This is a genomic window from Chryseobacterium vaccae (assembly GCF_009602705.1).
Classification (GTDB): Bacteria; Bacteroidota; Bacteroidia; order Flavobacteriales; family Weeksellaceae; genus Chryseobacterium; species Chryseobacterium vaccae.
The window spans coordinates 985,279-1,010,447 of record NZ_VSWH01000001.1 but is presented as its reverse complement, the minus strand read 5'-3'; the positions used below and the strand labels follow the sequence as shown (position 1 = coordinate 1,010,447).

Genomic DNA, 25,169 nt, shown 5'->3' with positions numbered 1-25,169 from the left:
AAAAATTATGAGTATACCAGTTCTGGTCATTATTGCCGCAACCTGTTTGTTCAGCTACAGAGGCTTCAATGATGTTGCTTTATTTGAGAAATATAAATTCAATGTGGCAGCCATTGAAAACCGTAAGGAATATATAAGATTGATCAGCTCAGCATTTCTGCATGCAGATTTTATGCACCTGTTCTTCAATATGCTTTCACTGTATTTCTTTCAGGCTGCCGTAACCCATTTTTTTGGAGATATAGGCTTTCTGATCATTTATTTCGGTTCTATGATCCTTGGAAACCTGTTCAGCCTGTTGATCTATAAAAATCAGCCGTGGTATTCCGCTATCGGAGCATCAGGAGCTGTTTCCGGAATTATTTTTGCCGCTATAGCAATGGCCCCGAACGTTATTGAGGTGAACTTTCTTCCGGGTTGGATATTCGGAACTTTGTATTTTGGATACTCCGTTTACATGATGCTGAATCCTAAACAATGGGACAATCTGGGCCATGCCGCCCACCTCGGAGGAGCATTTTTTGGACTTGTATACGCCGTGGCAGTGCATCCGCAGCTGGCTGTGGAAAATATGCTTTATCTGGGAGCCATGTCGCTTCCATTGATTTATCTGTCTTACCAGATCTTTGTAAGGAAAAAAATAAGATAAAAAGCTATCTTTGATTAAAATATCAAAACCAATGAGCACATCAGAATTAAACCGTTTCATCGTTGTCTTAATCTATGGCTCATTGGTTTTGTTGTCTCTGCTGAAGCTGTCCAATCCGTTAAAAGTAAACCGGAAAGCCAATTTCTGGTTCGGAATATTTCTCTTTTTGTGGTCGAGTTTCTGGCTCGATGAGGTGTTAACGCTGGTGAAAGATGTTCCGGTGGAAATTCATTCCATCCTTTCTGTTCAGGTCGTACAGTTTCTTACCCCGATTATGTTTTACTTCAGTGTTTTGTTCTTCACCAATCCTTCTTTTAAATTTAAAGTAACAGACCTTAAGTATTCTATTCTTCCTGTCATTTTTCTGATTAATCTTCTGCTGCCACGCTTAGGTGTTGATAACAGCTCTTTTTTTCAGTTTGTTTTTATTGGGCTGATTCTCTTTCAGGCGTTATTTTATACAGGTCTGTCTTATGTTACCATCAGAAAGCACCAGAAAAGAATACAGCAGTTCTCTGCGAATACAGAAGGAATCAACCTGAACTGGCTGGAATATATTATTCTGATCATTTTTGTGATCAACATTATTTATGTAGTTTACAATCTGTCTTATAATTCCGTCTCCCTGAATTTCTTCATCAACGGGGCCTTTCTGCTCGTTATTTATTTTGTAGGCTATTATTCCCTGAAGCAGAAGGAAATCTATCCTGTAGAAGAAAAACAGCGCGAAGAACTGATCTCAATCAACAATGATTCCGATGAAGAGGAAATCAAACGAAAACTGATTCCAGATGAAGAGCTGCTGAAGATCAAAGGGCTTCTTGAAGAGGTTATGAACAAAAAGAAACCTTATCTCAACAGTGAACTGAACCTGATTAAACTTTCTGAACTTCTCTCAGTATCCACCCATCAGCTTTCTTATGTGATCAATACAGGATTTGGGAAAAACTTTTTCCAGTATGTGAATGAATACCGTATTGAGTATGCTAAAAAACTTCTGAAAGAGGCAGACAGTAAATTATCGATTCTGGGTATTGCTTACGAAGCTGGCTTCAATTCCAAAACTTCTTTTAATACCACCTTTAAAAAACTGACCAATCAGACCCCTTCTGAATATAAAAATGGTTCGGATTTATAAAGTCTTACGTTCTTGTTTGTTTAATGTGTTGATTTTTAATTGTTTGAATCTGTGTTTATTTGTGCTTTAAAATAGGTTCACGCAGATAATCCTGAACATTTCAGCACAGATTCCGGAATAGCTTTGTACCATAAATTTTGTGTTATGGATACCAAAGAATCATATGCGGTGGTTACAGGAGCAAGTCAGGGACTTGGAAAATCGTTTGCTGAAAACCTGGCAAAAAATAAGATCAATCTTATTCTGGTAAGTCTGCCGGGGCAGCATTTAAAAGAACTTTCCAAAGAGCTGGAAGAAGTTTACCGGATAAAGGTTCATTATTATGAAGTAGATCTCTCCGTGAACGAGAATGTTATGAAGCTTACAGACTGGCTGAATACTTCTTTCGAGATTCATATCCTGATCAATAACGCAGGACTGGGAGGGACCAAAAAATTTATTGATGCCACTCCGGATTATATCAATACCATTCTTCAGGTAAACGTTGCTGCAACTTCCCTGATTACACACCAGCTGCTTCCCAATCTCTTGAAACAGCCCAAAGCCTATATTTTAAACGTATCCAGTATGGCTGCGTTCTCTCCGATTGGCTTTAAAACTGTATATCCGGCCTCAAAAACCTTTATTCATTCTTTTTCCAGAGGACTGCACGAAGAACTGAAAGATACCAATGTATGTGTAAGCGTGGTAAATCCCGGGGCCATGAAAACCAATATTGATGTGCGCCGGAGAATTGAAAAACAAGGTTTTTTAGGCAGGCTTACTTTGCTGGATCCTGATAAAGTGGCCGCTTACTGTATTCGTCAGCTCTTTAAAAAAGATTCCGTTATTATGGTTAATCCAATTAGCTGGCTGATGATGAAAATCCTTCCGATCTGGATTAAGCTTCCCCTGATGACCAGTGCCATCAAAAAAGAAATCGAAGCATGAAAAAAGTTTTTGTAACCGGAGCCACAGGGCTTCTGGGAACTAATACCGTTATAAAATTATTAGAATATGGTTATTTTGTTATTGCTCTGGTGCGCAAGAAAAGCAGCTGGCTGGGTGAAGAAAATGAAAACCTCAGGTTTGTAGAAGGAGATTTGTTTTCAGATATTTCAGGACATCTGCAGGAAGTAGATACAATGATTCATATGGCCGCAGAAACCGCTCAGGATCTGCTGTATTATGAAGAATACAGAAAAATAAATTACGATGTAACGATTCATCTGTTTTCACAGGCGGATGCAGCCGGAGTAGGGACGTTTTTGTTTGTGAGTACAGCCAATACTTTAGGATATGGCAGCACAGAAGTGTGGGGGAGTGAAAAAGCACCACAACGCTATCCTTTTACCCGTTCGTTCTACGCCAAAAGTAAGCTGGAAACCGAAAATTATCTTCTTCAGCAGAACAGGACGACAAAGATTATCATTGTGAATCCTACTTTTATGATCGGAGCGTATGACCACAAGCCCAGTTCCGGAAAAATTATCTTCTGGGCTCTGAATAAAAAAATGGTCTTCTATCCAAAAGGAGGCAAAAATTTTGTACACGCAGAAGATGCCGCCAACGGGGTTATAAAAGCCTTTGAAAATGGACGAAATGGGGAAAAGTATTTACTGGCCGGAGAAAACCTGAGCTATAAAGACTTTTTCAAAAAAGTAAACCAGGTGACCAACCGGAATCCTGTAATGATTCCTATCCCTGATTCGGGACTTGCATTTCTTGGTTATCTGGGAGACGGCCTTCGAAAACTGAAGATCAGAACCAGCCTCAGCTCTCCCAATATGAAAGCATTGCGGATCAATAATTTCTACTCCAACAGAAAATCTGCTGAGGAACTGGGAGTTCATTATCAGACTGTAGATCAGGCTGTGGAAGATGCGGTACGTTTTTTTGAAAAGAAAAATAAGTGATGAGATAGAAATTTATTATCAAATCATTTAGAGCCTGTGAAAATTTCTAATTTGATTTTTTGTATAACATTCAAATTTTTATCTCAGTCAGCCTCAATTCGGGATAAGAAAATCAGACTTATATTAAGTGTTATAATTGATGATCAATTTATAAATTTCTGTAAAAAAATATGATGTTATTTGAACTTTTTAAGTGCTCCTTAGGAGTACTCTGTTCATAGAATTTATACATGATCTAAGGTGAGCTCCGTAGGAGCGACCTGATAATTATATTGTATTAATATGCTGTTCTGATAAAACTTTAATACAGGCTCTTATTTTGCCTTTTCTTTTAAACCTGAATACTTTCAATTTTAATCTGATCCGTTAAATATTTTGGAAGCCTTTTTATAGCTTCTATCAGTTTCATCGAGTTGATCTTTCTTTCTCTTTTACTTTTGATGGAGTAATTACAGTTTAAATAGAAAAAATAGGCAGCAATTCTATTATAGTCATCGAGGTTTTTATCGCTAATCATGGACAAAAGCTGTGAGAGAAACAGTTCCACATCTTTTGATTCTGAAACAGCTTTTCCTAATCTTGAAACATCTCCAAAATAATGATTGTTTACAGGGTTTTCTATTCTGAATGTTATTCCAAACAAAAGATCAGGTACGTTGATATTAAGGGATTCCAGTTCTTTTATATAAGTTCCTCTTCTTTCTCTGGCGTATCCGGAATCGGAGACCCTTTCAAAACGGTCATTCACAATATCAAGATGCGATTTGAGAAACACTTCCCAATTGGCTGTTTCTGCGGATAAAAGGGCCATATATACTCCCTGCATTCTCGGTGCCGAATCCTGGCTGCAGTTGCCAATTAATTCTATTGACCTTAATTCGTCCAGCAATTTTTCTTTTTCCTGTTTTGAAAGTTTTTTCAAGTCTCCTTTAGGAAAAGATACACCAAATCTTTCACTTTTTGCATCTTCTTTGAATTTGGAAACAGAAGGGTCAATTAAACATTCAGAATAGATAATCTGCCGGGAATATTTAGGAGCCAGAGGAATACTTTTAAAGTTTTCGGGAAAGAAAAAACCGTAAATCTGTTCATCAGAATTTGAGCTTTTTTCCCAATAATTATAAGCCCATTTATTTTTTGAGGGTCCATTATACAGCTCTTTTGTATAATTGAACCCTATACTCGTCGCATAATAACCATTGACAGGAATTTCCCTGATCCGAATAATATCATTCCGCTCATCATCTTTTTCTTTTGATTTTATGATTAAAAGGTCTTTTTCAATGACCGCTTCCGGATATTTTCTGATGAAATCCTCAATAGGAATATTCAGGTCCATATCTTTTTTGGCCTCTGATACATTTCCTGTATCCATTTTTACAGCATATCCGATAGTCTGCAGCTGGGAATAAAAAACTTTAGTCAGATCGCAGGTTTTATATTTTAAATTGAGCGAGTCGACAACTTTCCCAAGCTTGTTCATCGCGTTTTCACTGTAGATCAGGCCATTTTTATATTGGGTAAATTCCTGTGCGGAGAAAAAAGAACATAGAAGGCTTCCTGATAATAAACTTATTTTTTTCAGCATTATAGATGGTTTAGTTTTCCCAATAACGAGAGATTCGGACAAATTATTTTCCGATCCTGTAATTTTGTTATTCAGATAGTCTTTTAAGAGCATCCTCAATAGTTTCTGCAAAGTTGATATGCTTGGTTTTGTTGCTTTCAAAGATAAAATCCCTGATACTTTTACTTTCATATCGGCTGAAATCTCCTACAATGGCAAGTCCCATCCGGTAATTGGAGAACTTCTGAAGAATTTCGCCTGCAATTTTGGTTTTAAGGTCAAAAAAATCAGGCGTGATATTCTTTTCATAGATAATAACCTTGTCAAAGCCCTGGTAATAAATGTCCCCGAGAAGATCCAGACCATCTTCGGCCGACCTGATAAGGATTTCATCTGCAATTATTTCTGCAATTTTTACAGAACGGATTGAATGGGCAATGATTTTCATGGTGCAGTGTTTTTATTTTATTCCGAAAATAAAACGATTATTGTCTGACAGGTCTTTGATGAGTTGAGCTTCAGAGAAATATTGATACAGATCTAAGGTTTCCGGTCCTAGTTTCTGATTAATTTCTAAAAATAGAAATCCGCGGTCTTTTAAAAATTTTTTAGAATCTTCAGCAATTTTCCTGTAAAAAATCAAAGCATCCGCAACAGGGGAGAAGAGTGCCATTTGGGGTTCAAATTCCTTAACGGAATCTGCAATCTCGGTTTCTTCTTCAATTCCGATATACGGAGGATTGGAAATAATAATGTCATAATCACCATCCAGTTCTAAGTTGAGATAATCAGCATGAATGAAATTAATTTCTAGCTGATGATGTTCAGCGTTTCTTCTGGCGGTCTGCAGGGCTTTTCCTGAGAAATCAACTGAAGAGATCTCAGCATACGGAAAATGTTTTTTTAAAACCAGAGGAATAACACCACTTCCGGTTCCTATATCCAGAATTCTAGCCTTCTCAAGCCCTGAATGCCGGATTTTATGGATGGCTATTTCAAGAAGCTCTTCCGTTTCAGGACGTGGGATCAGGACATTTTCATCTACAAAAAAAATCATTCCGTAAAACTCTGTTTCGCCAAGAATCTGCTGATAGGGTCTTCCGGTTTTTAGTTCATGTATAACTTTTATAAGCTGTTCCTCATCAGCTTTAAGAAGCTCCTGATCTGAAAATCTTCGCTGATGAAACGAATCAAATCCAACAATTTTCTGAATAAATAGGGTCGTCAGAAAAGCACTTTCCGAATCGGTATACCATTCAGAAAGCTCAGTGCTGAAATATTTTTTGAATGCTGATATAGTCATTTATCTTGTGAAAACCAGTTTAGTATCTGTAGACTTTTCTTCATCAATCAGGTAGCCTTCATAATGGAATGCTTTCACATCATCAAGGGTCTGTGCATTGGTTTCTGCACAGAATCTTACCACAAGTCCTCTGGCGTGCTTGGTATAAACAACGATGGTTTTCAGCTTTCCTTCTTTTAATTCATAAAAATCAAAATCAATGACCCTATGGTTTAATTTTTTTCTGTCGATTACTTTACCATATTCATTGCTGGCCAGATGAAGGAGGATTTCTCCTTTTTTCATTTCCGAATTCAGCTGTTCTGTAATCTTTTCTCTCCAGAATTCATAAAGATTTTTATATTGATCGAATTGAAAAGGGCGTCCCATTTCTAGCCTGTAAAGCATTACTTTGTCCGAAGGCTTCAGCAGGCCATACAGCCCTGAAAGCATTCTGTAATTTTTCTGAAGATAGTCCACTGCTTTCTGATCCAGCGTTTTGGCATCAAGCCCTCTGTACACCTCTCCTGTAAATGCGAACATAGCCGGAGCGGATTCTTTAGCCGTGGGTTTTGCTTTCCACTTTTGGTTTCTTTCCCAGTTTTCATCCGCCAGTTTAGCCGAAATTTCCATCAGCTCGGAAAGGTATTTCGGTGATTTTTCTTTTAAATAAGAGTGTATAAATGCCGCATCTTCGATGAATTTCGGAGTAGTAGATCTCAAAAGATCTGTTGAATTCTCAACGTTCATCAATTTCGCCGGCGAAGTGATAATTTTCATAATGTTAAAATACAGATAAATGTTTAAAATCAATAAAATTCATCATCATCAAAGAAATAAAATCAATCATAAAATGACAGATGATCAGAATTTTAATATTTGAATATTTTTTATAAAACAAAGCAAAAACGGCTCCAATGAAGAAAGGAACAACAACCTGACTTATGGTTCCGTAAGTGCTGTGAAGAATTCCGAATACAATAGAAGAAACAATAACTCCTGAAACCGGACTGTTATATATTTTCTCAATTCTGGGTTGTAGATATCCTCGCATCAGAAATTCCTCAACCGCTCCGGCTGTAAAACACGTAAAAACGATTAACAAATAATTGTTTTTAAAAACCAAAGAAAGCTGAAGAAGTTTACCGCTGATTTCCTCATTCATTAAAAACCTGACCATTGCATTCAGAAAAGCACCACCGAAAGCACAGATACAATATAAGCTGATAATGGCTTTTGCATAAAATGAGACTGGATATTTTTTTTCTTTCCAAAGCAGAAAAGGACCTTTCTCTACAAAAATACCATAAAGAAATATGATCCCTAAAACGATCCATATGACGATCCTACTGATGAAAAAAATGTTTGCTGTAACACTTTTTGCGCCTGTGATCATACTGATGACAGGAAAAATATAGAGCATCACAGCAGCCAGAAGAACAAAAGTAAGCAGAATTCCTACAGAATATTTTCCATTAAGCTCCATAGCTGTCAACCTCGAACTTTGAATTTAAATCCTGAATTAAACAATACCCTTTCCCTGACGGATAATCTCCGGTTCTCCGGAAGTAAGATCCACAATTGTAGAAGCCACATTGTCTCCATACCCGGAATCAATAACAATATCTACAAGGTGGTCATATTTTTCCGCGATGAGTTCAGGATCAGTAGAGTATTCAATGATTTCGTCATCATCTTTGATGGAAGTAGAAGCAATAGGATGTCCCAGTTTTTCCACGATAAGCTGTGGGATTGGGTGGTCCGGCACACGGATACCTATTGTTTTGTGGTTTTTATAAGCCAGCGGCACACTTTTATTGGCTTCAAGAATGAAAGTAAAAGGTCCGGGAAGATGACTTTTCAGAAATCTGAAAACGGAGGTCTCTACAGGTCTTGTAAAGTCTGAAAGATGGCTGAGATCATTACAGATAATAGAGAATTTAGCCTTATCCAGTTTGATTTTTTTCATCTGGGCCAGTTTTTCCATGGCTTTAATGTCAAAAATATTACAGCCCAAAGCATACACCGTATCTGAAGGATAGATGATCAGTCCGCCGTTGTTGAGTGTTTTAATAACCTCATTCACAAGATTTTCCTGTGGATTGTCTGGATAGATTTTCAATATTTTTGCCATAGAACAAAGATACAAATAATAAAATAGTTTTTATAAAAGTCCTTTATTTAAAAGAAAAATTAGGATTTTAAAGAAAAAGTCGTACATTTGCAATCCAATATCGCGGGATGGAGCAGTAGGTAGCTCGTCGGGCTCATAACCCGAAGGTCATCGGTTCGAGTCCGGTTCCCGCTACTAAGACAGTGTTTTCGGTAAGCACTCTAAAAATACACCGCGGGATGGAGCAGTAGGTAGCTCGTCGGGCTCATAACCCGAAGGTCATCGGTTCGAGTCCGGTTCCCGCTACTAAGACAGTGCTTTCGGTAAGCACTCTAAAAATACACCGCGGGATGGAGCAGTAGGTAGCTCGTCGGGCTCATAACCCGAAGGTCATCGGTTCGAGTCCGGTTCCCGCTACTAAGACAGTGTTTTCGGTAAACACTCTAAAAATACACCGCGGGATGGAGCAGTAGGTAGCTCGTCGGGCTCATAACCCGAAGGTCATCGGTTCGAGTCCGGTTCCCGCTACTAAGACAGTGTTTTCGGTAAACACTCTAAAAATACACCGCGGGATGGAGCAGTAGGTAGCTCGTCGGGCTCATAACCCGAAGGTCATCGGTTCGAGTCCGGTTCCCGCTACTAAGACAAAGTGAGAAGCAGTACTATACTGCTTCTCTTTTTTATTTATAACCTTGTATTTCAAATATAAGCGAAGCGGCCTTGTTTATCTTAAAAAATGCCCGATATTATTTCTCCTTGTTTAGCTTAGCGATTAATAAAAAAATCTCCCGTTTCAACTTTTTATTTCTTCAAAATGTATTTTTTCAAAATATCCACAGCAGTCTCCAGTTCTTTCTCATCCATTGAGGCAAAACCAAAACGGAAAGCATTCTGCTCTTCATCTGTACGGATAATTTCCAGGCCGGGAATTTGTGCCAGTTTTCGGACTGAATACTCGGAATTCAACTTTATCCAAATGGCCATTCCGCCAGAAGGAAGGGGATAAGAAACAGAATTCCCTAATTTTTCTTTTAATACAATATCTAAAAAATTCCTGCGCTGATGATAGATTTTCTTTGCTTTTTTAAGATGCCGTTTCAGCTCTCCCTGTCTGATTAATGAGGCTAAGGCATTCTGCATATAGCCGTCTCCGCCTACATCAATGAGTTTTCTTAATGCAATACATTGGGCAATAAAATTTTTTGGCGCGACCATAAAACCTATACGGAGTGACGGGTCCAGAATTTTTGAAAAGGAACCAATGTAAATAATATTTCCGCTATGATTACTACTTGCCAGCGGAAGATATGGAGAAGAGGTATAATGATAATCATAGTCGTAATCATCTTCTATAATGGTGAATGAAAACCGCATAGAGAGTTCCAGCAGCTTCATTCTGCGGTCTACACTGAGCGTTACGGTAGTTGGATAATGATGGTGGGGAATAACATATATAGCACTGATCTTTCTCTTCTGACAGAGGTCTTCAAGAAGATCTGTATTGATGCCGTGCTCATCTACGGGAATTTCAATAATAGAAGCACCGGTTTGTTTAAATACATCATTGGCTATAGGATAATTGGGTTTTCCTACGACAACAGCAGATTCTGGGCCTAAAAGAAGCTGTGCTGAAAGATAAATACTCATTTGGGCGCCATGAGTAATCAGAAGATGCTCAGGATTAATATGGAGACCTCTTGTTTCAGAAAGATAACGGGCAAGCTCTTCCCTGAGTTTTAATGTACCTTGTCCGGTACCGATACCCGCATTTTTAATGGTATGTCTTTTTGAAGTATAAGAGCGGTACGTTTTCAGGAGCTCATCAATGGGAGACAGCCTTATGTCCGGATGCCCGTCGTCAATAATAATATCAGGAACTGTATTCCAGGCGTCAGTCATTTCGGTTTCACGAATCATTTTAAACGGAAGATCAAAATTGTTCTGATAAGCAGGTAAAGAACCCGTGTGAGACCATTCCCTGGGTTTGAATACCGGGATCCGGTTCGACACAGCAGTATATTTTCTTGGAACAATAGTAATCCAGTCCTGGGCATGAAGTTCCTCGTAGGCTGCAATAACTGTTTTACGGTGTAGCCCCAGGGTACGGGCCAGCTCCCGGGTTCCGGGAAGATGGGTTCCTGCTTTTAAAGATCCGCTTCTGACGGCATTAATGAGGGATACTGCAATCTGCCTGTAAATAGGCATACTGCTTTCTTTATCAATAATAATAAGGTGCTCAAATGGAAACATACTGGACTACTTGATAATTATAATCTGGAATACAAATGTAGTCCTATTTAGAAATATTTTTGCTCCAGTCAATTAAAAATAATTACGACAATGAATTACACCATTAAAAAAGCAGGTCTTGAAGATCTGAATGAAGCTGCAGAACTTTTTAATCTGTACCGTATTTTTTATCGTCAGGAATCTGATGTGGAAAAAGGAAAAGCCTTCCTGAAAGAAAGACTGCTGAACAATGAATCGGATATTTTTCTTGCTTTTGTAGAAGGAAAAGCCGTTGGTTTTGTACAGCTTTACAAATTATTCCATTACACGAAACTTCAGAAGCAATGGCTTTTAAGCGATCTTTTTGTGCATCCAGATCACAGAGGAAAAGGAATTTCAGTTGGCCTTATAGACAGAAGTAAACAATGGTGCGAGGAAACGGAAGCCTGTGGACTGATGCTTGAAACAGAGAAAACCAATGATATTGGAAATACACTTTATCCGCGCTGTGGTTTTGAATATGACGGACTACACAATTATTATCACTGGTGGGTAAGAAGTTAGAAGTAATAAATGTACATATAGGAAGCATTTTACATACCTTCATTAGTTATTTCTACGTAATCTAAGGTAGAATTACTTCTACAGAAAGTGTTGTTTAATTCTACAGGTTTTTTTGGATAAATACAGCCCGGAATCCTACTTTTGTACTGCTCTTGTCAATCAGAGGAAGACTGGTTTACAGAGTTTATTTATGTTTAATGGTCTCCGCCATCATTTTCTACTTTTTCCCGAATGTTTTTATGATTAGTACCCATAACTGCTTTCAGGCGGAGATCCTTTTTTAACATAATTAGTTCCCTCTACCAATCACAGAATTTACCGAAATCATAAGATCAGAAATGGGTTGTATGAATTTCGAATTAAGAGCAGGTCGCATTTATTTGTGGACCTGCTTTTTTGTCATAAAAAAATCCTGCTTTCTTAAGCAGGATTCAGTTTATTTTATACAACGATTATTGAGCTAACTGAGCAAAAGGAGTCAGCTTATTATCATCAGACATTGTTTGTCCTAAGAAGTCTTTTTTCTGCTCTCCTTTCATTCTTCCGGCAGCATCATTGGCATTGAAATAAGCTTCACTTAATTTTGTTGCAATTTCTGCTGGCTTAAAATCAAATTTTGTATCGCCTTCTACTCCAAGATATCCGTTCTTTCTGGTAAGATTGGTGATATAATTGCTGTAATTAGTAAATGTATTTCTCAGATACAGCGTGTGGTATTCCATACATTTTTTAGCTTTTTTGGAAGAATTGTTTAGGATGCAGTTCTTCATATTATTTCTGTACAGGAACCATTCAGATTCCAGAATGCCGTATTCTTTACTTAATGTTGTCTTTCCGTTAGTCACAATATTACCATCGCCTTCCTTGTCCGCAATTGTTTGTAAGTGGGTAATAACTAATGGAACTGTATTTTCAATCTTTGTTTTAGTTTCCTTCAGAATGCTGAGATCTGCAGCAGGAGAGTTCTTCTTTTGAGCCGTAGTAACGTTAAAAATAAGCAGTAATAGTACAATCAATAAATTATATCTTTTCATGAGAAATTTTTAAAGCACTAAAATAAATATAATTTCCCGGTTAAAACAAATTCATTTTAATTTTATTTAATAAAAATTAACAAGTTTTAAGAATTTACAGTGTAATTTCATGTTTTTCTGCCGATTAATAAGGTGCAAAAATCAGAATGTTGAAAATTTAACATATTTTAATAAAATTTATTTTACTGATTTTCAGTTAATTATATTAATTTTGTTTTTATCACTAGAAAAATAGTTGTGAGCATTATATTTATTTCTACATTTGTATAACTAATTTCTTAGTGATATAGATTTTAAGGGTAATAAAACGGTATCACACGAACGATTAAATGATAAGAATATGAAAATTCAGACTTTAACAAAAGCAGAGGAACAGGTAATGCAATACCTATGGAAAATAGAAAAAGGCTTTTTAAAAGATGTTCTCGATCTTTTTCCTGAACCAAAACCGCACACCAACACCGTTTCTACTATTTTAAAAGTATTGAAAGATAAAGAATTCGTAGATTATCACGTACATGGAAGACAGCATGAGTATTTTCCATTGGTTTCTAAAGAACAGTATTCAGGGAAAACAATGAAAAGCCTTGTGAAAAACTATTTTAAAGGATCTTACAAAAGTGCCGTTTCTTTCCTGGTAGAAAAGAATGAAATGACTGTAGAAGATCTGGAAATGTTACTGAACGAACTTAAAAACAAAGACTAACTGATTATGGAAACATTACTTCTATATTTTGGAAAAGTAATTTTATGCTCCGGTGTAACATTTTTGTACTACCAGTTGTCTTTAAAAGACAAGACGTTTCATCATTATAACAGGTTTTATCTGTTGGCTGCCATGGTTGTATCATTGCTGCTCCCGCTGATTAAAATAGAAGATTTTACCATAGAGGTTAATAATGATGTCTATATGCTTCTTGATAAGCTGCAAAATTTTAACACAGAAAAAAATATTAACAATGACCACACTTATTTTAGAATTATTTTTTCAGCTCTGGGACTGGTTACTCTCTATTTTTTAGGGAAACTGATCTATGGGGTCATCAGGATCCAACAGCTTAAAAGTCAGTTTCAAAAGGAAAATATTGAAGGAATTAACTTCTATCGTACTGACCTTACCGAAGCTCCGTTCTCTTACTTTAAAAATCTTTTCTGGAAGAATACAATTACCCTGAATTCTGACATTGGAAAACAGATTTTAAAGCACGAAATGGTGCATATTGAACAGAAACACTCATTTGATAAAATTTTTATCGAAATCATTACCTCTGTTTTCTGGTTCAATCCTTTCTTTCATATCATCAAAAGAGAAATTAGTTTAATACACGAATACCTGGCTGATAAAAAAGCCGTAAAGCAATCGGACACCAAAGCATTTGCGCAGATGCTTTTAGCAAGCCACTTTTCCGGAACCCAGTTGCCTGCCACAAGTCCGTTTCTAAGTTCAAATCTAAAAAAACGACTCAAAATGTTACAAAAACCAAAAACCAAATTCGGATATGCGCGCAGAATTTTTGCCCTTCCGGTTTTATTTTCAGTAGCCTTTGCTTATCTGGTAAATGCTAAGAACAAAGAAATTCAAGAAACCAATATAGTAATTGAGAAAGCTGTTTCTCAGATTAAAAAAGATACCGTTACTCCTCAGAAAACCGAAAAAGCAGTAAAATCTCAATTTTTTAAAGAACCTGAAAGTCAGAAAAAAATTACGGCTCTCGGACAAAAAATACAGGAGAAAAGTAAGGCTCTGAAAACTCTGAAGCCTGACAGTAAAGAATTTGAGAAAAACCTTGAAGAGATTGGTGAACTTTCCGGAGAGATTGGAAGAATCACAAGTTCTGATGATTTTAAAATGGTTTATGCTTTTGATGCTTCGGAATTTAAAAAAGTGAATGAATATTTCAAATCCAGTGAATGGAAAAACAAAATGAAAGCGCTGGAAGATATTGGAGTGGAAATACCAGATCTGTCTAATCTGAATATTGACTTCCCCGACACTCCTCCTACACCACCAAGAGCGCCGGGAGCTCCAGCAACACCTCCTTCGCCGCCCAAAGCGCCTAAAGTGAGATTTTTCAAGTCCAACGATTATGTATACGAAAACTGGAGCCCTAAAGCAGAAGCTTCTGCTGAAGATGCAAAAAAAGCAGCAAAAGTGGCTAAGGTAAAAGCTGAAATCGCAAGAAAGAAAGCGAAACTTGATATAGAAAGTGCGAAACTGGAAGGTGAAAGAGCCAAACTGGAGGCACAACGAAGAGCTCTGGATGGAAATGAAAGAAATGTGTATGTTTTTAAATCTTTCAATTCTGATAAGATGGGTGAAATGCCAAAAATGATGGAAATGGAAGCTGATTTTATCCGAAAAGATCCTAAAGGAGAGATCACGATGAACGGAATAAAAAGGTTCAAGCTGAATGAATGGAATAACACCAAGATATTCATAGATGGGAGAGAAGTTTCCAGAGAAGAAATGGAAGCCCTGAAACCTGAAAAAATCGCCAGTATCACCATTAATAAGCACAACTCAGCCAGCATCAGACGCGGAGAAATAAGAATTCAGACAAAGAAATAAAGTTCCATTAAGCTTTGTCAATCAAAGAATGACAAAGCTTTTTATTTAAAGATACACTATGAAAATTCAGATTTTACTTTTACTGCTCGCAGGTATTCTCACCGGAGCACAAACCAACAGATTCTTTTATGAGTATAAATTCATCCCGGATTCCAACAATAAAGAAGACGTGAAGAAAGAAATGATGCTGCTCGATATTAATAAAGAAGGCTCAACCTACTATAGCCATGATAAATTTGTTGCAGATTCAACTTCCAGAGCAGATCTGGAGAAGCAGCTGAAATCTGGGTTAGGAAGCATTAGTGTCAACAGAAGAGAAAAGCTGGGCCAGGTTTCTTATAAAGTAACAAAACAATATCCTGAGTTTAAAACCTATCTTTTTACCAGTGTTTCTACAGATAAATATAAAATACTGGAAGATAAAAAACCGGTTTGGAAAATTCTGTCTGAAAAGCAGAAGATCGGAGAATACAATGCTCAAAAAGCAACAACAAGCTTCGGAGGCAGAGAATGGACCGCTTGGTTTACCTCTGATATTCCTTTTCAGGATGGACCATATAAGTTTTACGGCCTTCCGGGGCTGATCGTCAAAATTGAAGATGCTACAGGTTCCCATACGATGACCCTTGTGGGCAACAAAGCTATACAGACTCCGGAACAGGAAAAAGAAATGACCCTTCCGGGTAATGTGAGGATATTGGGAATGGATGGCAAGGAGCTTGAAATATCAAAAGAGCAATATAAAAAAGCATGGAAAGCCTATGTGAATGATCCCTCTAAAAATATGAGAGAAATGATGAACAGGGGAGGAAGTGATAATTCCAAAGTGGTTTTTAAAGTAAAAACACCGGATGGAAAAGAAATGTCTGATCCCAACGAAGTGTTCAGGGAAATAGAAAAAAGAACCAAGGAAACCCTTAAGAAAAATAATAATCCGATCGAGCCGGATCTGGTGAATTAAAGTTATTTCATTTTTTAATCTTAAAAAAACAGGATAGGTATTATAAACTATCCTGTTTTCTTTTTTATTATCATACTTTAGCATTAAATTAAAACCATAAATTTTTTATGACAGAGAAGGAAAAATGTGCAGTAGGATTGCTTTATGATGCTAATTACGATAAAGAACTGATCCGCGAAAGAATGGCCTGTAAAGATCTGTGTCTGGAATATAATCAGTTAAAAAATTCGGATACTCAGAAAAGAAATGAAGTGATTCGGAAAATCATTAAAGATACGGGGGTAAACATTTGTATAGAACCGTCTTTCTGGTGTGATTACGGATATAATATCGAGGTTGGAGAAAATTTTTATGCCAATCATAATCTTACCATTCTGGATTGTGCCAAAGTAACCTTCGGTGACAATGTTTTCATAGGCCCAAACTGTAGTTTTTATACCGCGGGACATCCGTTAGATGCTGAACAGAGAAATAAAGGTCTGGAGTACGCCCATCCCATTACTGTAGGGAATAATGTGTGGCTGGGTGGAAATGTCGTGGTATTGCCGGGAGTATCTATCGGAAATAATGCTGTGATAGGAGCCGGAAGTGTAATAACTAAAGATATTCCTCACCATGTTGTAGCAGTGGGAAATCCGTGCAGGGTTATAAAGAATATTGAAGAAAACAACACATTTTAAAAAATCATAAATATGAAAAAGAGTATTTTTTTGTTCTGTCTCTTATCAGGGCTATTCTTTTACGGGCAGAGCCAGCGTTTTACCTATGAGTATAAGTTTATCATTGATTCTACCGCTAAAGATAAGCAGGAGGCAGAAATGATGTTTTTGGATATTTCTCCCAAAGGATCAAAATTTTACAGCAAAGATTATTTTGAGTCTGATTCCATTATGAATGCCAATTTTGAAAAGCAGATAAAAAGCGGAACAACAGATCTTCAGCTTACAGGAATGAAATTCAAAGGAAAAGTGAGATACAGTATTGAAAAATCATATCCCGATTATTCCGTTAACTACTACACCATTTTAGCAACTGATGAATACCAGGTTCAGGACGGGAGAACGCAGAACTGGAAAATTCTTCCTAATAAAGCCAAAATAGGGGAATTTTCCACACAGAAAGCAACCTGTGAATTTGCCGGAAGAAAATGGACGGCATGGTTTACAACAGACCTGCCCATTCAGGACGGCCCGTATAAATTTCATGGTTTGCCCGGATTGATTGTGAAGCTTGAAGATGCTTCAAATTCCCATTCATTTGAGCTAAAAGGGGCTAAAAAGCTTCCTGCAGGATATGAATGGCAAAGTGTCAAAGACAAAGAACGTTATGATCCTTTGATTATAGTAAATGAAAATAAATATAAAAAGGCTTTTAAAGATTTCCTGAATGATCCAATGAAAGGGCATAGAAAAATGATGGGTGATGGTGTGATTACGGAAGTAAGAGACAGTACAGGAAAAATTATAGATCCTGAAAAAGTCAGACGGGATCAGGAAAAAAGAATAAAAGATAATTTAAAAAGGCAGAACAATATCCTCGAAATTGATCTGTTGAAATAAAAACAAACTCCCGGAATCAACGATTTCGGGAGTTTTATATCTGAATAACATTCAGTATTAAGCTAATTTCTGAGAATCAGCAATGAACTGAGCCAGTCCGCTGTCTGTTAATGGGTGTTTCAATAAGCTCAAGATTGGAGGAAGCGGAGAGGTGATTACATCAGCACCAATCTTAGCACAGTCTATGATGTGCATAGAGTGACGGATAGAAGCCGCAAGGATCTCCGTTTCATACATATAGTTATCAAAGATCAGTCTGATTTCCTGAATAAGGTTAAGACCGTCAGTAGAAATATCATCTAATCTTCCAAGGAAAGGAGAAACATAAGTTGCCCCTGCTTTAGCCGCTAAAAGAGCCTGCCCCGCAGAGAAGATTAACGTACAGTTCGTTTTGATCCCTTTATCAGAGAAATATTTCAATGCTTTAATACCGTCTTTGATCATCGGGATCTTTACCACGATATTTTCATGGATAGCCGCTAATTCCTCACCTTCTTTGATCATTTCTTCGTAAGTAGTAGAAAGTACTTCAGCAGAAATATCACCGTCTACAAGTTCGCAGATCGCTTTATAATGATTCTTGATCGCTTCAGATCCCTGGATTCCTTCTTTTGCCATTAGGGAAGGGTTCGTGGTAACACCATCTAAAATTCCAAGGTCTCTTGCTTCTTTGATCTGCTCTAAATTGGCTGTGTCAATAAAAAATTTCATTTTGTTTGATCGATTTATTTGCTGCAAAGATAAGGATTCCTTTGTGAGTGTAAAATTTTAATTGAGATTGATTGTAATAAGCATACTATTTGAATTAACCTCAGTTCGAATTATAGAGGTTTGAAGCTGGGAGCTGGAAGAGGGAAGTTATGAAGGGCACCCATAACAAGTGTTTATCTTTTTTATTTAATTTACAATGTCTTTCAATATCTATAACTAAAGTATCTTGCATCCTTTAAAATAAAATTTAACTGTACATTTGTTCATCATGAAAAAGAGCAGCTTTACTACCCAACTGGAAATTATCGGGATCAATCCGTTTGTTTTCCTTCCTGAAGATGTTTTAAATAAAATATTTGAAGCCTCCGGAAAGGATAAAAGTCCTATTCCGGTAAAAGGGACGGTAAATGGAATAGAATTTCAGCAGAATCTGATGAAATACCTGGGTGAATGGAGGCTGTATGTGAACCTTACCATGTTGAAAAATTCTCCCAAAAGGATTGGAGAAACTATTGAAGTTTGGGTAGAATATGATGATAGAAACAGAAGTATTTCCATTCATCCTCAATTAGAAGAAGCAATACAGGCAAGTTCTGTTGCGGTTAAAAATTTTGAAAATTTAATTCCTTCCAGAAGGCATGAGCTGATCCGCTATATCAATAATCTGAAAACTGAAGCCAGCATTCAACGGAATATTGAAAAAATTATCAGACATTTACACGGCGAAACAGACTTTTTCGGAAAAAAGATTGAAGAAAGGAAGGATTAAAAGCAGTACTGAATTTTATCTATCCAAAAAAATACCCCTAAAAGTATCTGACTTTTAAGGGCATTTTAATATTGTGGATTTTTTTTATGAATTTAAAGCCTGGCTGAGCTTTACAGCATCCTGGTTTGTAGGATCATATTGTATGGATTTAGCAATATGTTCTTTTGCTTTATTGGGATCACTTTTCTGTTCCGCAAAGGCAATATAGAAATAGGCATATGCCAGATTCTTTTTATTTTGCTCTACTTCCTCAGGCTTTACCGTTGCAATATATTTTTCATAAGCCAGCTTTGCATTTACATCATCTTTTGCAGATTGATAAGCATAGGCCTGACTGTAATAGGATGGAGCCCAATCCGGTAATAAAGCGGATATTTTTTTCCACGTATCAACAGCATTGGTCCAGTCGGACGCTTCCTGGTAAGCATTAGCCAGTTTTGCCAGTGTTTCTGCATCTTTTGGATTGGCCTCAACTTGCTTTTTAAGCCCTTCAATAACAGGATTATTTGATTGAGCTGTGGTGGCTGCAGCGGGGGTGTTGGTTTTATCCGCCTGCGTAGTTTGAGCATGTACAAGACTTGCGCTTCCCGCAAGTATCAAACCTAAAAATAGATTTTTAATATTAACTTTAACCATTTTCATAATCTTATATTTAAAAATTCTAAAGGTTGAAGTTCAATAATAATTCCATAAAAACTCAGATTTTAGAAGCTTTAAGTTTTTTTAGAAAATATTAACGGGATTGCTGTTTTTTTTAATTTAATTTTTGATTCGTTGAAGTCTGGGGTCTATCTTTGTAATTCAACTATTTTTTAATCAATATAATTTTCTTGTATGAACATCATATTAGCCTCAACATCTACCATTTTCGGTGGAGAATACCTGGAATACTTAAGAGAAGAATTAATTCAGTTATATAAAGGAGTGGACGAAATTGTGTTTGTCCCTTTTGCAAGACCCGGTGGGATTTCTCATGATGAGTATACCGCAAAAGCACAATCTTTTTTTGAAACCATTCATATTAAGGTGAGAGGACTGCATGAATTTGAGGATAAGGCAGAAGCTTTACATCATGCTCAAGGATATTTTACAGGCGGAGGAAATACTTTTTTGCTGGTTAAAACATTACATGAAGAAGGATTGATGTCCGTTTTAAAGGAAAATGTAGAAAAAGGGAAAGCGTATTTAGGCTGTAGTGCGGGAAGCAACATCGGAGGGCAGAATATGAAAACCACGAATGATATGCCGATTGTTTATCCACCAAGTTTTGACTGTATGGGGCTGGTTCCTTTCAATATCAATCCGCATTATCTTGACCCGAATCCTGATCTTAAACATAATGGAGAAACCAGAGAAACCCGTATTAAAGAATTTCTGACTCAGAATGACATCAAAGTCGTAGGCCTAAGAGAAGGAAACTGGATCAGAAAGATTAATGAGAGGATCACTGTGGAAGGAAGTGAACTGACAAGAATTTTTGAAAAAGACAAAGAACCCTACGAAATAGAAGCAGGAAGTGCTGTGTAAGGAGAGTATTCTCTATACTTCGTTGAATTTCCATGGTTTAAAAAGGGATTTTTTTTAATTATATTTGAATAAACAACCACAGAATGAAAAGAACGATTGCGGCTTTTACGCTTTCAACACAGCTGTTCTTTGCCCAGAATATATCTCAGAAACTGGACAAAGCGACTAAAGATCTTATGGATTCTTCAGGTGCCGTTTCATCTGGCCTGTCATTGTATGTTTCCGATGAAAATGGTAACCTGATTTATGAATACCAGGGAAATAAAGGACTTTCTACAGCTTCAACACAAAAAATATTTACAGCGGGAGCAGCCCTTGAAACACTAGGCAGGGATTATACCTTTAAAACAACAGCCGGGTATTCCGGAAATTTGTCGGGAGGTACACTGAACGGCAATCTTTTCATCAGTTCAAACGGAGATCCTACGCTGGGCAGCTGGCGTTATGAGGCCTATAAACCTGAAGCATTTAAAAAGAAATTCATTGAAGCCGTTAAAAGCTCCGGAATCACAAAAATATCCGGTGATCTGGTGATTGATGATTCTTATTTTGACCATCAGACGATTCCGGGAGGCTGGCCCTGGGATGACCTCGGGAATTATTACGGAGCCGGAGTTTGGGGAGTTAACTGGCGTGAAAACCAATTTGATATCAATATCAACGGAACAGAGTTTAAAGGGTTTTCCTATCCTTTGGAAAATGTGAAGTGGCTGAATGACCTTAAAGCAGGAGGAAACTCTGATCAAAGCCTCATCTTTACCGCTCCACATTCTGATGTTGCATTAATAAACGGAACTTTGCCGGCTGGAAAAACCGTTACGGTTTCAGGTTCTGTGCCCAATCCGCCTTTACAGCTGGGAGCAGAAGCCAGACAATGGCTAAAGGAGGCAGGGATAGATCTTTCAGGAAAAGTAATAACCTCTTCACAGCTTGAACTGGAAGGAAAAAGTATAGAGCCTTCTAAAAAGACAATCCTTACTTACCAGTCTCCGACTTTGGATAAAATTGTCTATTGGTTTTTACGAAAAAGTGTGAATCTTTATGGGGAAACACTCATTAAAACTCTGGGGAAAGAGAAAAAAGGAAATTCAAGCTTTAAAAGCGGAGTTGCTTATCTGAAGGAGTTCTGGAAATCAAAAGGAATCAATCCGAATATGATTAATTTTGCGGATGGAAGCGGACTTTCTCCTCAGAATTATGTCGCTGCCAAAGCCGAAGTACAGGCTCTTTTATACGCGAAGAAACAATCCTGGTTTGACGCTTATTATGATGGCTTTCCGGTACAGGATAACGGAATGAAAATGAAAAGCGGAACCATGAGAGATACCAAGTCTTTTGCAGGTTATCATACGGCCAAAGACGGCAAAAAATATGTATTTTCAATCATTATTAATAATTATCAGGGAAGCGGAAGCGCAGAACTGCAGAAAATTCTGAATGTTTTAAAATAAACAAACCGTGAGGAAATCCATATTTGCCAGATTGAATAACTGGATTATTTTTGTTGTAATGACTGCTTTGGTGGTTGCCATAGTAGTATCATCTACCATATTAATCAATTTCTTGCGTAAAGAAGAAATTAAAAGGGTTGATATTCTAGTAAGTGCTCTGAAATTCCAGCAGGAAGTAACCACTCCAAGTTTAGAAGTCCAGGAGCTGGTTCTCCAGATCTATAGTTCCAATACAACCATTCCTGTTATTATTTTAGATAAGGATGACCGCCCTGTTGAACATAAAAATATTCCCCAGGAAATTGAAAATGATTCTGAAGAGATTGTCATGCTGGCCAAAAAAATGGGCAAAAATTATCCTCCTATTGAACTGAAATTTTCTAATCAGAATAATCAGTTTGTTTATTATGATAATTCACGTGTTCTTAATAATCTGCGATATTCACCTTATATTCTGGGGTTGTTTATTCTGTTGTATTTTGGTTTTTCATTCTGGTTTTTCAGGACTATTAAAAAGACGGATGAGGGATATCTCTGGGCAGGTTTGGCGAAAGAAACAGCCCACCAGATCGGAACTCCTTTATCTTCAATGATTGGCTGGATGGAAATCATGAAGCTGGAAACCCCGGACTCTGAAGGAGTTTATGAAATTGAAAAAGACATTGAAAGACTGAGGACAATCTCCGAACGTTTTTCAAAGATCGGTTCCGTTCCTGAGCTGAACGATATGAATTTCAATGAAACGATTCTGGAAAATTATGACTATCTGAAAACACGGATTTCGAAAAAAGTAAAATTCAGCCTGCATCTTCCTGTCTATACTGTTATGTTGCCACACAACAAGATCCTGATGAGCTGGGTAATTGAAAACCTGGTGAAAAATGCAGTAGATGCCATGAAAGGCGAAGGCATTCTCGATATGTATGTTTTTGAAAGAAACAAAAATATTCTGGTCGAAGTAAAAGATACCGGAAGCGGAATGACCAAACAGCAGGCAAGAAATGCTTTCAAACCGGGATATTCAACTAAAAAAAGAGGCTGGGGACTGGGACTTTCATTAGCCAGAAGAGTGATTCATGAATACCATAACGGAGATATTAAAATTTCTCAGACAGAAGTAGGTAAGGGAACAACTTTCAGAATTACTATTAAAAAAGCTTAACCAATTACATTCAAATCTAAACTAAAACAATAAAAAAGCGGAGAATTACTCCGCTTTACTGTTATATACTAAATTTATTATTTCTTCCCTGTCAGCCACTGATTCTGCAGTTTCTGCTCTGCAGGTGTAGGATTGGCTTTGTACTGAAGAGTTTCTATACTCATCTTATCCAGAACGGCTTTTCCTTTAAGGGTCATCTTCTCGCTTTTTCCTGCGTTGTTTCTAAGAATGGTAACAGTAACTTCCTGACCTTCTTTGATTGATCTTGCATAACCTACAAAATCCTGCATCTTCTGAATATCAATGGATTTTCCGTCCAATGCTAAAATTTCGTCGGTACTTTTTAAACCAATGTTTTTTGAGAAGGTAGACAACGCTGCGGTTTCTTCAAAAACAAGGGTTTTATTTTTTTCGTTATAGCCGGTAAGATTCGGATCTTTAATAAACCAGAAGATAGGTGGGATTTCCTGCTTGTTAACCGTTACACCTACCATATTCAGGTATTCTGCATAAGGGGTTGGCTGGTTTCCGGCAATATATTTATTGTAGAAATCTTTTACCTGCGGATATCCGGTTACTGCAACCAGTTCATCAATCAGCTTGTCATCTTTGAACGGTTTATTTTCTCCGAATCTTTGAGATAACTTTCTGATCATATCACGATAGCCCATTTCTCCGTTGGATAATTTTCTCAGTTCAATATCCAGGCACATGGCAAGCAGGGCTCCTTTTTCGTAAACGTTTCTGTATTGATCTTTATAAGGCTCCTTCAGAACATTTTTACTCATCACCGTGAATGGCATGGTATCATCATAATTCTTGGAGTTGGTGATTTTCTCTCCGATTCTTTCAAGAAACTCATCTTTATTAATCAGGCCTTCCTGAATCTGGAACAGGTTCGCGAAATATTCCGTTCCGCCTTCATACATCCAAAGATGCTGGGACATTTTCGGGTCTGAATAATCAAAATAATGAATCTCTTCAGAATGGGTTTTCAGAGGATTTACGGTATGGAAAAACTCATGGGAAACCACATCGGTAAGGGTTTTATCGATCGCGTTTTTAGGCATGGCTTCCGGAAGAACCACACTTGTGGATTCATGATGTTCCAAAGCTCCAAAACCTTTGATATTTGGTCCGTTACCTCCGGAAAGATAAAGCATGATCGCATATTTCTTATTGGTATTCATGTCGCCTAAGAATTTCTTTTGGGCAACCACCATTTTTTCTATATTATCTTTAAAATCGGCAGCTTTATATTTTCCTGTTGCAGAATAAACCCCTAATACCAGATCCATTCCTCCGGCATTAAAAGTAACATAATCTGGCTTGGTGTACATTAACGGCGAATCTGTAACCTTTGCATAGTTGGCTAATGTGTAAGTATCTGTAGAATCGGATTTATCCTGGTCTACAAGAGCGGTCGTTCCATAAAAATCTGCAGGCTTCTGAACCACCAGCTGATAAGGAACATCCTGCATATTATCAATATAGCCGATAAAACCGTGGGTATTGATCAGGTATACTTTTCCTTCCTCAATATTGGTTCCTGATGGAGAAAATACTGCTTTATGTTTGGAAGCATCCATTTCTTCATCAAAACTGTCGTTCACCAGGTAGGTTACTTTCGTCAGGCTTTGGGCATTTTTAAGTGAATATGTATTGTCATTTACTTTAGTATAAGTAAGTTCTTTGCCTTTGTTGTCATAGAATTTAATCCCTTCTACAAATCTTCCGTAATCATCTTCAGAATAAGTACCCGGAACTGTTTTAGGAAAATGGAATTTTACGTCTCCTGATTTCATTTTAGGAAACTCCATGGTAACAGCTACTTTGTCATCTTTTACATGAACAAGATCAATTGTTGTTTTGATAGATTGGGCGTTGGCCATTAAAGCGGCAAAAAGCCCGAGAGTGAGTGTGGTTTTTTTCATTAAGTTTGAATTTTTATAACTAAGTAGTTGTTGTTTTTCTCATTTTGTTACGAAG

25 protein-coding genes and 5 tRNA genes are annotated in these 25,169 nt (G+C 37.2%); 19 read left to right on the top strand and 11 right to left on the bottom strand.

The features are described 5' to 3' along the window. The first annotated feature begins 7 nt into the window (after positions 1 to 7). The 4 genes from FW768_RS04675 (at position 8) to FW768_RS04660 (ending at position 3,682) form a co-directional block, all read left to right on the top strand. The gene (locus FW768_RS04675) at positions 8 to 649 is read left to right on the top strand and encodes a rhomboid family intramembrane serine protease (RefSeq protein WP_153393044.1); all 642 of its coding nucleotides are present in this window, start codon (positions 8 to 10) and stop codon (positions 647 to 649) included. A gap of 31 nt (positions 650 to 680) precedes the next feature. Next, on the top strand, positions 681 to 1,787 hold the full coding sequence (locus FW768_RS04670; RefSeq protein WP_153393041.1) for a helix-turn-helix domain-containing protein: 1,107 nt from the start codon (positions 681 to 683) through the stop codon (positions 1,785 to 1,787). A gap of 144 nt (positions 1,788 to 1,931) precedes the next feature. Then, positions 1,932 to 2,717 carry an SDR family NAD(P)-dependent oxidoreductase gene (locus tag FW768_RS04665; RefSeq protein WP_153393038.1) on the top strand — a complete coding sequence of 262 codons (786 nt, stop codon included), beginning with the start codon at positions 1,932 to 1,934 and terminating at the stop codon, positions 2,715 to 2,717. Continuing rightward, on the top strand, positions 2,714 to 3,682 hold the full coding sequence (locus tag FW768_RS04660; protein WP_153393035.1) for an NAD-dependent epimerase/dehydratase family protein: 969 nt from the start codon (positions 2,714 to 2,716) through the stop codon (positions 3,680 to 3,682). The genes FW768_RS04665 and FW768_RS04660 overlap by 4 nt, the downstream gene beginning before the upstream one ends. Positions 3,683 to 4,013: 331 nt before the next feature. Here FW768_RS04660 and FW768_RS04655 read toward each other — a convergent pair whose 3' ends face one another. The 6 genes from FW768_RS04655 to FW768_RS04630 all read right to left on the bottom strand — a co-directional run bounded on the left by FW768_RS04655 (position 4,014) and on the right by FW768_RS04630 (position 8,665). Then, on the bottom strand, positions 4,014 to 5,270 hold the full coding sequence (locus FW768_RS04655) for a hypothetical protein (RefSeq protein ID WP_153393032.1): 1,257 nt from the start codon (positions 5,268 to 5,270) through the stop codon (positions 4,014 to 4,016). 67 nt (positions 5,271 to 5,337) lie between these two features. After that, on the bottom strand, positions 5,338 to 5,697 hold the full coding sequence (locus FW768_RS04650; protein WP_153393029.1) for a DUF4180 domain-containing protein: 360 nt from the start codon (positions 5,695 to 5,697) through the stop codon (positions 5,338 to 5,340). Between the two features lie 12 nt (positions 5,698 to 5,709). Next, positions 5,710 to 6,552 carry a peptide chain release factor N(5)-glutamine methyltransferase gene (prmC, locus tag FW768_RS04645; protein WP_153393026.1) on the bottom strand — a complete coding sequence of 281 codons (843 nt, stop codon included), beginning with the start codon at positions 6,550 to 6,552 and terminating at the stop codon, positions 5,710 to 5,712. Beyond that, positions 6,553 to 7,311, bottom strand: a complete 759-nt coding sequence (gene yaaA, locus FW768_RS04640) for a peroxide stress protein YaaA (protein ID WP_153393023.1) — start codon at positions 7,309 to 7,311, stop codon at positions 6,553 to 6,555. Between the two features lie 4 nt (positions 7,312 to 7,315). After that, positions 7,316 to 8,017, bottom strand: a complete 702-nt coding sequence (locus FW768_RS04635; RefSeq protein ID WP_153393020.1) for a CPBP family intramembrane glutamic endopeptidase — start codon at positions 8,015 to 8,017, stop codon at positions 7,316 to 7,318. Positions 8,018 to 8,053: 36 nt separating this feature from the next. After that, positions 8,054 to 8,665, bottom strand: a complete 612-nt coding sequence (locus FW768_RS04630; protein WP_153393018.1) for an L-threonylcarbamoyladenylate synthase — start codon at positions 8,663 to 8,665, stop codon at positions 8,054 to 8,056. A 101-nt stretch (positions 8,666 to 8,766) separates the two neighbouring features. Between FW768_RS04630 and FW768_RS04625 the strand changes: the two genes are divergently transcribed. From FW768_RS04625 to FW768_RS04605, 5 genes are all read left to right on the top strand, one after another. Beyond that, positions 8,767 to 8,839: transfer RNA gene (locus tag FW768_RS04625), tRNA-Met, on the top strand. A 38-nt stretch (positions 8,840 to 8,877) separates the two neighbouring features. Further along, positions 8,878 to 8,950 (top strand) — tRNA-Met (locus FW768_RS04620). Between the two features lie 38 nt (positions 8,951 to 8,988). Continuing rightward, positions 8,989 to 9,061: transfer RNA gene (locus FW768_RS04615), tRNA-Met, on the top strand. 38 nt (positions 9,062 to 9,099) lie between these two features. After that, a tRNA-Met gene (locus FW768_RS04610) sits at positions 9,100 to 9,172 on the top strand. Positions 9,173 to 9,210: 38 nt separating this feature from the next. Next, a tRNA-Met gene (locus tag FW768_RS04605) sits at positions 9,211 to 9,283 on the top strand. Positions 9,284 to 9,445: 162 nt separating this feature from the next. On the opposite strand, the gene pdxR is transcribed toward FW768_RS04605, so the two are convergent. Then, on the bottom strand, positions 9,446 to 10,894 hold the full coding sequence (pdxR, locus tag FW768_RS04600) for a MocR-like pyridoxine biosynthesis transcription factor PdxR (protein WP_153393015.1): 1,449 nt from the start codon (positions 10,892 to 10,894) through the stop codon (positions 9,446 to 9,448). A gap of 90 nt (positions 10,895 to 10,984) precedes the next feature. On the opposite strand from pdxR, the gene FW768_RS04595 reads away from it, so the two are divergent. Continuing rightward, entirely contained in the window at positions 10,985 to 11,437 is a 453-nt protein-coding gene (locus FW768_RS04595) for a GNAT family N-acetyltransferase (RefSeq protein WP_153393012.1), read from the top strand. Between the two features lie 452 nt (positions 11,438 to 11,889). Here FW768_RS04595 and FW768_RS04590 read toward each other — a convergent pair whose 3' ends face one another. Next, positions 11,890 to 12,471: a hypothetical protein gene (locus tag FW768_RS04590; RefSeq protein ID WP_153393009.1), complete on the bottom strand. Its 582-nt coding sequence runs from the start codon at positions 12,469 to 12,471 to the stop codon at positions 11,890 to 11,892. A gap of 340 nt (positions 12,472 to 12,811) precedes the next feature. Between FW768_RS04590 and FW768_RS04585 the strand changes: the two genes are divergently transcribed. From FW768_RS04585 to FW768_RS04565, 5 genes are all read left to right on the top strand, one after another. Next, the gene (locus tag FW768_RS04585; protein WP_153393007.1) at positions 12,812 to 13,177 is read left to right on the top strand and encodes a BlaI/MecI/CopY family transcriptional regulator; all 366 of its coding nucleotides are present in this window, start codon (positions 12,812 to 12,814) and stop codon (positions 13,175 to 13,177) included. Between the two features lie 6 nt (positions 13,178 to 13,183). Continuing rightward, on the top strand, positions 13,184 to 15,040 hold the full coding sequence (locus FW768_RS04580) for a M56 family metallopeptidase (RefSeq protein ID WP_153393004.1): 1,857 nt from the start codon (positions 13,184 to 13,186) through the stop codon (positions 15,038 to 15,040). 58 nt (positions 15,041 to 15,098) lie between these two features. Beyond that, a complete protein-coding gene (locus FW768_RS04575) occupies positions 15,099 to 16,001 on the top strand; it encodes a GLPGLI family protein (RefSeq protein WP_153393001.1) in 903 nt (300 codons plus the stop codon). A gap of 107 nt (positions 16,002 to 16,108) precedes the next feature. Next, positions 16,109 to 16,681, top strand: coding sequence for a sugar O-acetyltransferase (locus FW768_RS04570; protein WP_153392998.1), 573 nt, complete (start codon positions 16,109 to 16,111; stop codon positions 16,679 to 16,681). Between the two features lie 12 nt (positions 16,682 to 16,693). Further along, positions 16,694 to 17,560, top strand: a complete 867-nt coding sequence (locus FW768_RS04565) for a GLPGLI family protein (RefSeq protein WP_153392995.1) — start codon at positions 16,694 to 16,696, stop codon at positions 17,558 to 17,560. A gap of 57 nt (positions 17,561 to 17,617) precedes the next feature. On the opposite strand, the gene fsa is transcribed toward FW768_RS04565, so the two are convergent. Next, complete coding sequence (fsa, locus tag FW768_RS04560; RefSeq protein ID WP_153392992.1) at positions 17,618 to 18,271, bottom strand: fructose-6-phosphate aldolase; 654 nt, start codon at positions 18,269 to 18,271, stop codon at positions 17,618 to 17,620. Between the two features lie 268 nt (positions 18,272 to 18,539). Between fsa and FW768_RS04555 the strand changes: the two genes are divergently transcribed. Continuing rightward, positions 18,540 to 19,040 (top strand): YdeI/OmpD-associated family protein, encoded by a 501-nt coding sequence (locus FW768_RS04555; RefSeq protein ID WP_153392989.1) that lies wholly within the window; start codon positions 18,540 to 18,542, stop codon positions 19,038 to 19,040. An 84-nt stretch (positions 19,041 to 19,124) separates the two neighbouring features. Here FW768_RS04555 and FW768_RS04550 read toward each other — a convergent pair whose 3' ends face one another. Continuing rightward, a complete protein-coding gene (locus tag FW768_RS04550; protein ID WP_153392986.1) occupies positions 19,125 to 19,682 on the bottom strand; it encodes a tetratricopeptide repeat protein in 558 nt (185 codons plus the stop codon). A 192-nt stretch (positions 19,683 to 19,874) separates the two neighbouring features. On the opposite strand from FW768_RS04550, the gene pepE reads away from it, so the two are divergent. The 3 genes from pepE to FW768_RS04535 all read left to right on the top strand — a co-directional run bounded on the left by pepE (position 19,875) and on the right by FW768_RS04535 (position 23,180). Then, a complete protein-coding gene (gene pepE / locus FW768_RS04545; protein ID WP_153392983.1) occupies positions 19,875 to 20,567 on the top strand; it encodes a dipeptidase PepE in 693 nt (230 codons plus the stop codon). 83 nt (positions 20,568 to 20,650) lie between these two features. Beyond that, positions 20,651 to 22,018, top strand: a complete 1,368-nt coding sequence (gene dacB / locus FW768_RS04540; RefSeq protein ID WP_153392980.1) for a D-alanyl-D-alanine carboxypeptidase/D-alanyl-D-alanine endopeptidase — start codon at positions 20,651 to 20,653, stop codon at positions 22,016 to 22,018. A gap of 7 nt (positions 22,019 to 22,025) precedes the next feature. Further along, a complete protein-coding gene (locus FW768_RS04535; protein ID WP_394349957.1) occupies positions 22,026 to 23,180 on the top strand; it encodes a sensor histidine kinase in 1,155 nt (384 codons plus the stop codon). A 77-nt stretch (positions 23,181 to 23,257) separates the two neighbouring features. On the opposite strand, the gene FW768_RS04530 is transcribed toward FW768_RS04535, so the two are convergent. Then, entirely contained in the window at positions 23,258 to 25,114 is a 1,857-nt protein-coding gene (locus FW768_RS04530; protein WP_153392977.1) for a M61 family metallopeptidase, read from the bottom strand. Positions 25,115 to 25,169: the final 55 nt, after the last annotated feature.